General features: G+C 67.1%; 10 protein-coding genes. 6 read left to right on the top strand and 4 right to left on the bottom strand.

What is annotated here, in order from left to right; genetic code table 11:
- Positions 1–99 precede the first annotated feature (99 nt).
- Together QSV35_RS12090 and QSV35_RS12085 are read left to right on the top strand one after the other, a co-directional pair.
- On the top strand, positions 100–1,614 hold the full coding sequence (locus QSV35_RS12090) for a serine/threonine-protein kinase (RefSeq protein ID WP_286289003.1): 1,515 nt from the start codon (positions 100–102) through the stop codon (positions 1,612–1,614).
- Positions 1,615–1,933: 319 nt separating this feature from the next.
- Positions 1,934–2,866, top strand: a complete 933-nt coding sequence (locus tag QSV35_RS12085) for a hypothetical protein (RefSeq protein ID WP_286289002.1) — start codon at positions 1,934–1,936, stop codon at positions 2,864–2,866.
- Here QSV35_RS12085 and QSV35_RS12080 read toward each other — a convergent pair.
- The 4 genes from QSV35_RS12080 to qcrB form a co-directional block, all read right to left on the bottom strand.
- The gene (locus QSV35_RS12080; protein ID WP_286289001.1) at positions 2,859–3,089 is read right to left on the bottom strand and encodes a hypothetical protein; all 231 of its coding nucleotides are present in this window, start codon (positions 3,087–3,089) and stop codon (positions 2,859–2,861) included. The genes QSV35_RS12085 and QSV35_RS12080 overlap by 8 nt on opposite strands.
- A gap of 247 nt (positions 3,090–3,336) precedes the next feature.
- Positions 3,337–3,747 (bottom strand): hypothetical protein, encoded by a 411-nt coding sequence (locus QSV35_RS12075; RefSeq protein WP_286289000.1) that lies wholly within the window; start codon positions 3,745–3,747, stop codon positions 3,337–3,339.
- Between the two features lie 259 nt (positions 3,748–4,006).
- Positions 4,007–4,765: an SDR family oxidoreductase gene (locus tag QSV35_RS12070; RefSeq protein WP_286288999.1), complete on the bottom strand. Its 759-nt coding sequence runs from the start codon at positions 4,763–4,765 to the stop codon at positions 4,007–4,009.
- Positions 4,766–4,805: 40 nt separating this feature from the next.
- Positions 4,806–6,464 carry a cytochrome bc1 complex cytochrome b subunit gene (qcrB, locus tag QSV35_RS12065; RefSeq protein WP_286288998.1) on the bottom strand — a complete coding sequence of 553 codons (1,659 nt, stop codon included), beginning with the start codon at positions 6,462–6,464 and terminating at the stop codon, positions 4,806–4,808.
- 174 nt (positions 6,465–6,638) lie between these two features.
- On the opposite strand from qcrB, the gene QSV35_RS12060 reads away from it, so the two are divergent.
- The 4 genes from QSV35_RS12060 (at position 6,639) to QSV35_RS12045 (ending at position 11,256) form a co-directional block, all read left to right on the top strand.
- Entirely contained in the window at positions 6,639–7,991 is a 1,353-nt protein-coding gene (locus tag QSV35_RS12060; RefSeq protein ID WP_286288997.1) for an NAD(P)/FAD-dependent oxidoreductase, read from the top strand.
- 105 nt (positions 7,992–8,096) lie between these two features.
- Positions 8,097–8,987 carry an RNA polymerase sigma-70 factor gene (locus tag QSV35_RS12055; protein WP_286288996.1) on the top strand — a complete coding sequence of 297 codons (891 nt, stop codon included), beginning with the start codon at positions 8,097–8,099 and terminating at the stop codon, positions 8,985–8,987.
- 47 nt (positions 8,988–9,034) lie between these two features.
- Complete coding sequence (locus tag QSV35_RS12050) at positions 9,035–9,373, top strand: sigma-70 family RNA polymerase sigma factor family protein (protein ID WP_286288995.1); 339 nt, start codon at positions 9,035–9,037, stop codon at positions 9,371–9,373.
- 161 nt (positions 9,374–9,534) lie between these two features.
- Complete coding sequence (locus tag QSV35_RS12045) at positions 9,535–11,256, top strand: FAD-dependent oxidoreductase (protein ID WP_419956837.1); 1,722 nt, start codon at positions 9,535–9,537, stop codon at positions 11,254–11,256.
- Positions 11,257–11,325 lie beyond the last annotated feature (69 nt).

Genomic DNA, 11,325 nt, shown 5'->3' with positions numbered 1-11,325 from the left:
GCGAAAGCAACCATTTCTGATAAGGTGAACTGGCAGCAACCAATTCGGAGGTGGATGGTGAGACTCGGGGGATCGAGCGAAGTCGCCAAGGAGCTGGGCGTGTCGCAGGCGCGCGTCAACGCACTTCGCCAGCGGCCGGACTTTCCGGATGCGGTGGGCGAAATTGCGCAGGGGCAGATCTGGGATCTTGATGTGATCCGCGCCTGGGCGGGATCCGGACTGCGACAGACTAAGGCGGGACGGCCGAAGGCGGAAGATAAGAACCGCACCCTCGGTGGGCGCTTCGTTCTCGAGTACCCCGAGATCGGCAGCGGGGGCTTCGCCAACGTCTATCGGGCCGCCGACAAGAAGACTGACGCCACAGTCGCCATCAAGGTGCTTCGCGACATCGAAGGTGTCGGGGATGAGGCCATCAACAGATTCCGCCGCGAGCTGCGCTTGATGGAGAGTCTGGAGCATGCCAACGTCGTGTCAGTACTCGCGCAGGGCGAGACCGATGCTGGTGAGATCTGGTACGCGATGCCGCTCGCGCAGGGGAGCCTCTCCGACTATGTCAAGCAGGTCACGGGCAACCCGCCCCAGATCGTCGAGATCATGCGACAGATCTCAGCTGGGCTCGCCTATATCCACAGGCAGGGCATCTACCACCGCGACCTCAAGACTGCGAACGTCTTGCGGCTAGAAGCACGCGAGGGAGAGTCCGATTCGTGGGCGATCGCTGACTTCGGGCTTGCCGTGACCGCTGAGCGTGAGAGCAGCCCGCTGACGTCTTCGCTGCGGCAGGGCCTGGGCTCGTGGGTCTACACCGCGCCTGAGCAGTGGAACAATGCGCGGAGTGCCGACGTCCGGTCGGACATCTACAGCCTCGGCAAGATTCTGCAGGAGTTGACAACCGGTGCGTGGCCGGTAAACGTCGAGATCCCTCCCGGTGTGCTCCGGCCAGTGATCGAGAAGGCCATCGCGAATGCACCCGATCAGCGCTATCAGTCGGTCGCCGAACTCATGGACGCGCTTGAGCGTGCCCTCGGCACACAGATCCAGCATCAGGACTGGGAATCGCGGACGGAGCAAGCAGAGCGTCTGCGTGACCGGATGCTGGGCCGACCGACCGACGAAGACCTGAACCAGACCCTCGATTGGGCTCTGGCGCTTAATGAGAACGACGCCGAGGACATGCGGGCCATGACACGAGTACTGCCGTGGATGAACGCCACCTCGATCCAGTTCCTGCGGGACCGTGACCGGGCTGGCTTCGCTCGCGTCATCGAGCGCTTCTGCAAGTTCATCGGCTCCGGCAGGTTCTCTTTCGAGTACTGCGACACGCTCGCGAACTTTCTCCGCCGCGTCACCCTCGCTGGAGACGACCCGAAGGTAACCGGGTTTGTGGCGGCCGCGCTCACCCGGCTCGGCGCCCATCACAACCGCTGGCATGTGCAGGACGTGTTGATCCGGATTCTTCAGGACGTTCAGTCGAAGGAAGCCGCGGCGGAAGTCGTCGAGGCACTGCGGAACGTTCCACGCGACGAAGTCCAGTGGGCCATCACTGACTTCACCGTGCGCAGTCTCCCCGTTGCTGTTCGTAACGGGGTTGGGCCGCTCATCCGAGCGGCGTAGGCCATGTTCGCCGAGCAGAGCGAAGGAGGTGATGAAACATGGCAAAGTCTGGAAAGCCGGTAGCCGGCGGCCACGCGCGGAGCGCGATCTCGGGCCGCTTCGTGACGGCAGGGTACGCGAAGCGGAACCCGAAGACCACTGTTGTCGAAAAGCCGAAGAAGGGCTGAAACCCATCCAGGCCTGGGCGGGGTCGTTGCAGCGGCTCCGCCCTTTCATTATCCAACGGATTCGCGGACACCGACGTCAGTGTCAGTCGAGTCGCTGAGGGACGACTCGGTGCGACTCCGCAATGTCGATAGCTGTGCATACACTCAGATGCATGATCACGACCGACGTGCTGCCTACCGGATCTCGTGCGCGGCGTCTGCGCGTGCTGGTCGGCATCCTCGAGCTGGCAGATGGCAAGGTAAACGAATTCGTTGAGACTGAGCGGGTCGTAGAGGGCATCGGTGCCGAACTCGAGCTGAGCCGTGACGATCTCGTCAATGAATTCGAGCTACTCGACCACGAAGGCCTAGTCACAGCGCACCGCACGCTCGGCGGATTGAACCACGTCCTTGTGCGGCCCGAGGGGAAGTCGGCGGCGGAGAGCTTCGACCAGGCCCGCCGCGATGTCGTCGTGCGTCGTCGCCACCTCCAGGACGATTACCTGCGGTGGCTGTATGAGGAGATCGAGGTCCACGGGCACGGACCAACGCCGGACGACTTCCTTCGTGGCGGTGCGCACTTCCACGGCGTCGCGTACACCTCGGACGAGTTGATGAAGGCGGGCGCACGGCTGAAGGAGGGGGCTTACATCGGCGGACAGGAAGCGTGGCAGTATTCGGCACCGTTACGTCCGCAGCTCACCGCGAAGGGTCGCCACACCGTCGAGCAAGGACGCTCAGTTCATGATCCGGTGCTTCCGGCGCCGACCCAGCATTTCGAGACACATGTACAGGGGCCAGCGAATGTCTCCATCGCGAGCTCGCACGTGACCCAGACGCTCGTCGTTACTGATCCCGCATGGGGCGACAAGGTGTCGGCCGTGCTCGACGCGGTGACGCAGGCGATCGGTGCGCTCACCGTCGACGAGTCGACGCAGGTCGCGCAGCTGGTTGACGAGGCACGACAGGGGGTGTCGGTGCAGGAACCGACGCGCACAAAGCAGGCGCTTATCGCGCTCGGCGGGTTCTTGAAGGACGTGTCGTCGGGCGCGCTTGGCGGCATCCTGTCGACTCAGGTCCTCGCGCTCGTGGCACTCTTTAGCTGAGGACCCATTTGAAGGGTGCGCCGGTCGAGACGGCTTCGGCGTACTCCTGAAGCGTTGCCTCGGACAGATCGACCTTGGGCCCATGCGTCTCGAAGTCGGTGACGATCACGTCGACCGGCAGCCCTGCATGAGTTCCGCGGAACCGCTCGTCGGCCGCTTTGATGGACTCGGCCACCTCGGCCAGGAGGCTCTCGTAAGCGCGTGGGTCGAACTCGATCATCATGCCTTGTACGTTACGACGGGACGGGGACATTGCACGCATCAGTCCTACTCACCGACTGTCTCCTCGACGATCCGCGAGGACTTCAACCACGCTCTCGCAGGTTGGCGAGGCGGATCTTCGGGCGCAGACGTAGCGGACTTCGTTCGTGACTACCGAGGTGTCGCCGGTTGCTTGTGCACTCTGTCGATGTGATCGATCGTGTGGCGTCGCAGGAGTGGCGTGCACGCGGAGGAGTTGGACCCTGGCCTCATCGTGACTTCCGCGGCGCGCTTGCGCGCGGCTCGATCCCGGCACGATGGAGCGCTCGGTACACAGCGCCGTGCGAGAGCCCGAACTTTTGCTCGAGCTCGGCCATGGTGACTCCGGCGACGTACTCCTTAGCCATGGCGGCCATTTCATGATCGTTGACCCTCCGCTTCGAGATCGTCACGCCCCGATCGCGCAACATGCGCGTCAGCGCAGAGTTGGCCACGCCAATCTCACGAGCAAGTGATCGGACACTCTCGCCTGCCTGAGCCCGCCGGACGAGCTCATCGACCTTCTCCGCGCCGAGGCGCTTCGCGAGCTCGTGTGGCCGATACGGAACAGGCGTACTCAAACCCCCATCCCTGGTGCCGGGAACCGCAAGCTTGCGCAGTTCATCGGGGGTGAACCGCATCTCCAAAGGGTTTGAGTAGAGGTTCGTAAGGTCAGCACTGAAGAACCCTCTGTTTTCTAGGGAAAACAGAGGGTTTCGTGTTTCTCCCCATCGACGCCCCAAGCACCGAGAACGGGCCAAAGGGTATCCGGCGTCGAGCGCCGCAGCTGATCCGCATGACGGGGGATGACCTGCAGATCACGCGCGGGAGCACTCAGCAGGGAAGAGTCGGATGAGGGGCGGGCGGAGCATCCTCCGCCCGCCCTTCTTGCGTCCGTACCTACGCGCGGGGCGGGTTGGCGGGGAGCCACTCTTCGAGCGTCGTCTCGGCGATCCATGCGCCGTCGAGCGGGACGAGCGTGCGCTCCTCGATCTGCGCGCCGTAGTACGGGGCCGAGTCGTCGCGCACGACGGTGCGCGGGTCGTTACGGAACGCGAGTCCGCGGCGGATGAACTCGTCCATCCCGAACTGCTCGGGGCCGGCGACCTCGCGGTCTCCGTTCAGCGGCTCACCGACGGCCGTCCGCGCGACAGCGGTCGCGACATCCTCGGCCGCGATGGGCTGGACGAGCGCACCGGGCAGCTGCACGGTGTCGCCGTCGGTCGAGATGTCGGCGATCGAGCCGAGGAACTCGAAGAACTGCGTCGCGTGCACGAGCGAGTACGGCTGGCCCGACTCTCGGATGAGCTTCTCCTGCGCCATCTTGGCGTGGAAATAGGGGATGTTCTGCGGACGATTCGTGCCGACGATCGTCAGCGCGACGTGGTGTCCGACGCCGGCCGCCTTCTCGGCCGCGAGGAGATTGGTCGTCGACGTCGTGAAGAATTCGCGCACGGCGTTCTCCTCGAACGACGGCGAGTTGGTGACGTCGATGACGACCTGCGCGCCCTCCAGTGCCTCCGCGAGGCCTTCACCGGTGATCGAGTCGACTCCCGTGTTCGGTGCGGCCGCGATCGCCTCGTGACCGTGTGCGGTGAGCTTCGCGACGACCTTGGAACCGATCAGGCCGGTGCCGCCGATCACGACGATCTTCGACATGTGTGTGTCCTTTCGTTGAGGGGTGCCGCTCGAGCGGCGTTCAGAAGTGTTGACCGGAGACCGTCGCCGGATGTGACACACGATCGGCGGTCTCCGATGCGACGGCATCGAGCGTCGCCACCGTCGGCTCGTCCAGTACAGACGTCGGGATCGGCTCCAGACGCTCTTCGAAGAACAGGCGTGAGAGGGCGGCCCGCACACGCACGACGGCACGGAGCTGGCCGTGCTCGTCCGGTCGGGCGAGGTACGGGTGGCTCGCGGCGGGGCCCTCGTGGCGCCAGCGGTCCTCGGCGGGGACCGCGCTGTGCACCTCGATGTATTCGCCGCCCGGCAGCCGCACGATGCGGCCCGACTCGTAACCGTGCAACAGGATGCCGCGGTCCTTCCGCTGCAGCGCCATGCACACCCTCCGGGCGATCTCGAAGCCGACGATGGGCGCGAGGAACACCGCGACTTGGAAGAACGCGATCACCGACTCGAGGGCGAGGCCGAACTGCACCGCGACGATGTCGGCGCCGGCTGCTCCCCAGAGGACGCCGTAGAACAGGAGGGCGGCGATCCCGATCGCTGTGCGGATCGGCGCGTTGCGCGGGCGGTCGAGCAGGTTGTGGGGCCGTGGGTCTCCCGTGACCCACTCCTCGAAGAAGGGGTAGATGAACCCTGCGAGGAGGAACGCGCCGGTCACGGCGACCGGGACGAGGAGTGCCAGCGGCCAGGTGCGGTGGAGCCAGACGAACTCCCAGCCGGGCGGGACCAGGCGCAGTGCACCGTCGAGGAAGCCGGTGTACCAGTCGGGCTGGCTTCCGGCCGACGCGTCCCCGGGCGACGAGGGCCCGTAGTCCCAGATCGGGGCGACCGCGACGGTGGATGCGATGAGCACGAGCAGACCGGCAACCATCGCCGCGAGTCCGCCACTGCGTGCCGCCGCAGCCGGCCAGGCGACGCCGACGATGTCGTCCTCGGTGCGCCCGGGCCCCGTAAACTGCGGCGGTTGCACGCGGTAGGCTGCTCGCGCCCGCACCCAGATGAGCACGAGAAGCGCGACCGGCACGATCGCCACGTGCACCGGATAGAGGTGCTCGATGATCTGCCCGGGGAACTCGCCGCCGAACAGCAGCGTCGACAGCTGCACCCCGACGAACGGGATGGCGAGGACGATGCCCTGGACGATGCGCAGTCCGGTGCCTCCGAGCATGTCGTCCGGGAGGGCGTAGCCGCTCCAGCCGTCTGCGAGGACCGCGATGAACAGCAGGTAGAGGGCCACCCACGCCCCCCGGCGCGGCCTGCGGAAGGCACCGGTGAAGAACGACACGAGAATCTGCAGGATGAGCGTCGCCGGCAGAAGCAGCGCCGCCCAATGATGCAGCTGCCGCAGCAGGAGGCCGCCCGGAGCCTCGAAAGAGATGGCCATCGTCGACGCGTACGCCTTGGACACGGTGATGCCCTCCAGCGGCATCCATGGGCCGTGATAGACCACCCGCTCGCTCGAGGGCGCATACACGAACATCAGCAGGATGCCCGTGACGAACAGGACCGCGAGGGATGCGAGCGATGCGGCTCCGAACATGTTCGTCCAGTGCAACGGGACCCGCCGCATTCGCAATTCGGCGACGGCACGTCCAGCACGCGTCGCCGCGAACCGTCGCGAGGCCGCATCCGTCAGCGAACGCCGCGCGCGGGCGCGCCTCTCAACGGGCATCGGCCGCACCTTCGTCATTCACATCGGTTCGCGTCATGTCGTCCTCCTGACCTCACCCATGTGACATACGCCGCGAACGTTTTGTGACAGCCGCCGCCGACGCCGGTCTGCCGGCGAACGGCTGTCACAGATGCGCATCCTGTGCTGTCCATCCAGTGAAGACAGGAGATCGAGATGCGAAAGATCCTCATCGTCGGCGGTGGATACGCCGGCTTCTACACGGCCTGGAAGCTGGAGAAGAAGCTCCGGCGGGACGAGGCCGAGATCACGGTCGTCGACCCTCGGCCGTATATGACCTATCAGCCGTTCCTGCCCGAGGTGGCTGCCGGATCGATCGAGGCGCGGCACGCGGCGATCTCGCTGCGCAGCCACCTGCGCAGGACGCGCCTCATCCACGGGACCGTGACCCGGATCGAACACGCGGACCGCGCGGTGACAGTGCAGCCGCGGGACGGCGAGCCGTTCCGGCTCGGCTACGACATCATCGTGGTCACCGCGGGCGCCGTGACGCGCACCTTCCCGATCCCGGGGGTCACGGAGCACGCGATCGGGATGAAGCACGTCGAGGAGGCGGTCGCCATCCGCGACCGCCTGCTGGATGCGTTCGACCGCGCCTCGATGCTGCCGCCCGGACCCGACCGCTCACGCCTGCTGACGGTCACGTTCGTCGGCGGCGGGTTCTCCGGAGTCGAAGGCTTCGCCGAGCTGCTGTCCCTCGCCACGGCCCTCTTGAAGTCGTACCCTGAGCTCACCTTCTCCGACCTGGCCTTCCACCTCATCGAGGCGCGCGACCGCATCCTCCCCGAAGTCACCGACAGGCCGGGCGAGTGGGTCGTGCGCACCCTCCTGGAGCGCGGGGCGCACATCCATCTCGAGACCCAGCTCGTGTCGGCCGTCGACGGCCACATCGTTCTGTCGACGGGTGAGGAGTTCGACTCGCACACGATTGTGTGGACGGCCGGCAACGGCGCGAACCCAGTGATCGCGAACAACACCGACCTGCCGGTGAACGAGCGCGGCTCCGTGATCGTCCGCGCGGACATGCGCGTCGGGACGTCCGACACCCCCGTACCCGATGCATGGGCGGCGGGCGACGCCGCCGCCGTGCCTGACCTCGCCTCTTCCGTTGCCGGCGCGCTGACGGTCCCGAACGCCCAGCACGCAGTGCGGCAGGGCACCCTGCTGGCGTCGAACATCGTCGCGAGCCTGCGCGGGAAGGCCGCACGGGATTACGTGCACCACAGCCTCGGCGTGGTCGCGACCCTCGGGCTCGGCAAGGGCATCTTCCAGTGGAAGGGCATCGTCATCACGGGCTTCCTCGCGTGGGTGATGCATCGCGGATACCACGTGCTCGCGCTGCCGACGTGGGAGCGGAAGGTGCGGGTGTTCCTCGTGTGGGTGACCGCGGTGCTGTTCGGCCGGGACATCGTCTCGCTGCTGTCGGTGCAGCACCCTCGGCGGGCGTTCCTTCATGGAGCACTGCCGCGGGCGCACAGTGCTCCCTCACGCGAGGTGAGAATTGGATGAGCACGATCTGTCACGCATCGGGCGGCTGCCTTGTCACTGTGAACGAGGGGCGCCTCGGTGCGCACCTCGTGGTTCACATCGAATGGTTGAGAGCGGTACAGACAGATGGCAGTAACAGGGCAGCCCGTTGACGATTGCGCGACCGAGGAGTTCGAGCGGGCGCGGCGCCGCCTCTTCGGGGTCGCGTACCGGATGCTGGGCAGTGTCGCGGATGCGGAGGACATCCTGCAGGAGGTGTGGATCCGGTGGCAGGCCACCGACCGCACCGACGTCAAGGAGCCGGCGGCCTTCCTGACGACGATCACGACGCGGCTGTCCATCAACGCCCTGCAATCGGCTCGCGTCCGACGCGAGACGTACATCGGTCCGTGGCTGCCCGAACCCATCAACACCGAGGACGATCCCGCTCTGGGCGCCGAGCGCGGGGAGGCGCTCGAGTACGCCGTCCTTCTGCTGCTCGAGCGGCTGACCCCGACCGAGCGCGCCGCGTACGTACTCCGCGAAGCCCTGGAGTACCCGTACGCGCGGATCGCGGACATCCTGCAGACCACCGAGGCGGCCGCGCGACAGCTGGCCAGCCGCGCCAGGAAGCACCTCGCGTCCGACCGCAAGGCCGAAGTGAGTTCGGGGGAGCAGCGCCGGCTGCTCACGGCGTTCCTTGCTGCCGCGCAGGAGGGGGATGTCGCCCAGCTCGAGCAGCTCTTCGTCTCCGACATCGTCAGCCTGAGCGACGGCAACGGCGTGAAGCTCGCAGCCCGCATCCCGGTCACGGGAGCGCTGCGGGTGGCGAAGTTCGTGGCGGCGTTCTCGTCGCACTTCTGGTCGGGCAAGACGATCGAGTGGGTGCAGGTCAACGGTCGTCCCGCCGTGACGCTGTCCGAAGACGGCGTCGTCACCACCGTGCTCACGGTGACGGTGTCGCCGGAGGGGATCACGCGGCTGCTGTGGATCATGAGCCCCGACAAGCTCGAACACGCCGCGCCAGCCCTCACATGACGTCGACGAACCCCGAGAGACGTCCCCGTCACTCACCGGGGACGCTCTTGGCCGAGTTCCTCTCTGCTTGGGAACAGGGTGACCTCGACGGGCTCGTCGCCCTCCTGCACCGCCGCTCCTCGCTCACGATCGACAGCGACAGCGCGATGTCCGCAACCACACCGACTGACGGCGCGCCCGCGGTGGCTGTCGCGCTCATCGAACTGCGGGACGCGTACCCGGGCAGCAAGCTCGCCCTCGCCGAGATCAACACGACCCCAGGCGTCGTCATCCGCATCGAGAGGCGCGTGGTGGGGGTCGTCGTCGTGATGGCGCGGGGGCGGAAGGTGCGCCAGATGTGGGCGATCGTGAATCCCGAGAAGCTCGCCCACTGGAACCGCGCCTGACGCGGTGATACCGGGATGGAGCTCTATCAGCTCCGCCCTTCGTCGCCTCAGGGCCCGGCATCCGCCGGTCACAGATGCCCTGCGCGCCCGGTCACCAATATGGGCGTGATACCTCACGCCGCCGGCCGCACAGCGGCCGAAGAGAGAAGGAAGTGGGCAGCATGGAACGTCGACTGGCAACAGGAGTCCTCGTGATCGGGACGGGCGGATCCGGCCTTCGGGCCGCGATCGAGCTCGCCGGGCGGGGCACGGATGTCCTCGCCGTCGGCAAGCGCCCGCGGCTGGATGCGCATACGTCGCTCGCGGCAGGCGGCATCAATGCGGCGCTGGGGACGATGGACCCGTCGGACTCGTGGCAGCAGCATGCCGCGGACACGATCAAGGAGAGCTACTTCCTCGCGGACCCTCAGATCGTGGAGACCGTCGTCCGCGGAGCGGAGGAGGGCATCCGCGACCTCGAGCGCTACGGGATGTCGTTCGCGCGTGAGGACGACGGGCGGATCTCCCAGCGATTCTTCGGCGCCCACACGTGGCGGCGCACTGCCTTCGCCGGCGACTACACGGGGCTGGAGATCCAGCGCAGTCTGGTCGCCGAGGCCGAACGGCTGGGCATCCCGATCCTCGACGGCGTGTACATCACCCGCGTCCTCGTCGATGACAACACCGTGTTCGGCGCATACGGCTTCGACATCAACGACGGCACGAGGTACCTCATCCACGCGGATGCCGTGATCCTCGCCGCAGGAGGTCACACGCGCATCTGGCGTCGCACGTCGTCGCGACGCGACGAGAACACGGGCGATGCCTTCCGGCTGGCCGTCGAGGCGGGAGCGCGGCTGCGCGACGCCGAGCTCGTGCAGTTCCATCCGTCGGGGATCCTCGAGCCGGAGAACGCCGCCGGCACCCTGATCTCGGAGGCCGCGCGAGGCGAGGGCGGCGTCCTGCGCAACGCGCTCGGTGAGCGGTTCATGGAGCGGTACGACCCGCAGCGGATGGAGTTGTCCACGCGCGACCGCGTCGCGCTCGCCGCGTACACCGAGATCAAGGAGGGCCGCGGCACAGAGAAGGGCGGTGTCTGGCTGGATGTCTCGCACCTGCCTCGCGAGACGATCATGCAGCGCCTGCCGCGGGTCTACCAGACGATGATGGAGCTGCAGATGCTCGACATCACGCGCGAGCCGATCGAGATCGCCCCCACCGCGCATTACTCGATGGGCGGGGTGCGGGTCCGTCCGGAGGACCATGGCACGGGCGTCGACGGACTCTATGCGATCGGCGAGGCGTCCAGCGGGCTGCACGGCGCCAATCGGCTCGGCGGGAACTCGCTCATCGAGCTCCTGGTGTACGGGCGGATCGTCGGCCGGGCCGCGGGCGACTACTCCGCCGCGCTGGCTGCGCAACGTCGCTCGGCGAGCGTCGTCGCACAGGCACGTGCCGAGGTCGACGGGCTGCTCGCCGCGGACGGGACCGAGAACGTCCGCGCATTGCAGCGGGCCATCCGGAACACGATGAGCGAGTACGCCGGCGTCGTGCGGGACGAGAGCGGGCTGACCGCGGGGCTCGAGGAGCTCGACCGCACGAGGGAGCGCGCGAACGACATCGGCGTGCACCCGGACATCGCCGGGTTCCAGGACCTCGCCCACGCCTTCGACCTCAAAGCGTCGCTCCTGGCCGCCCAGGCGACGCTGGAATCCGCGCGGGAGCGTCGTGAGACCCGCGGGTGCCACAACCGCAGCGACTACCCTCAGTCCGATCCCGAACTCCAGGTCAACCTCGTGTGGTCGCCCGGCACGGGCGTCGTGCGCGAGGCCATCTCGCCGGTGCCCGCCGAGATCGCCGAGCTGATCCGGGACGTCTCAACCGCCGGCAAGCTCGTCGAGTAGGTCGTCGGCGAAGAGGGCCGGGGCGGGCGGGGCTCCACACCCCCCGGGCCGTCGGGGCGGCCGGGTGAT

Origin of the sequence: Microbacterium candidum (genome assembly GCF_030315975.1) — a bacterium.
GTDB lineage: Bacteria > Actinomycetota > Actinomycetes > Actinomycetales > Microbacteriaceae > Microbacterium > Microbacterium candidum.
Note: the sequence above shows the minus strand (reverse complement) of the source record. Positions and strands in the feature narration are given on the sequence as shown.

Coding starts and splice junctions, on each gene's coding strand:
- QSV35_RS12085 (WP_286289002.1), top strand. CDS start 1,934: ATGATCACGACCGACGTGCTGCCTACCGGATCTCGTGCGCGGCGTCTG.
- qcrB (WP_286288998.1), bottom strand. CDS start 6,464: ATGCCCGTTGAGAGGCGCGCCCGCGCGCGGCGTTCGCTGACGGATGCG.
- QSV35_RS12045 (WP_419956837.1), top strand. CDS start 9,535: ATGGAACGTCGACTGGCAACAGGAGTCCTCGTGATCGGGACGGGCGGA.
- QSV35_RS12055 (WP_286288996.1), top strand. CDS start 8,097: ATGGCAGTAACAGGGCAGCCCGTTGACGATTGCGCGACCGAGGAGTTC.
- QSV35_RS12075 (WP_286289000.1), bottom strand. CDS start 3,747: ATGCGGTTCACCCCCGATGAACTGCGCAAGCTTGCGGTTCCCGGCACC.
- QSV35_RS12060 (WP_286288997.1), top strand. CDS start 6,639: ATGCGAAAGATCCTCATCGTCGGCGGTGGATACGCCGGCTTCTACACG.
- QSV35_RS12080 (WP_286289001.1), bottom strand. CDS start 3,089: ATGATGATCGAGTTCGACCCACGCGCTTACGAGAGCCTCCTGGCCGAG.
- QSV35_RS12070 (WP_286288999.1), bottom strand. CDS start 4,765: ATGTCGAAGATCGTCGTGATCGGCGGCACCGGCCTGATCGGTTCCAAG.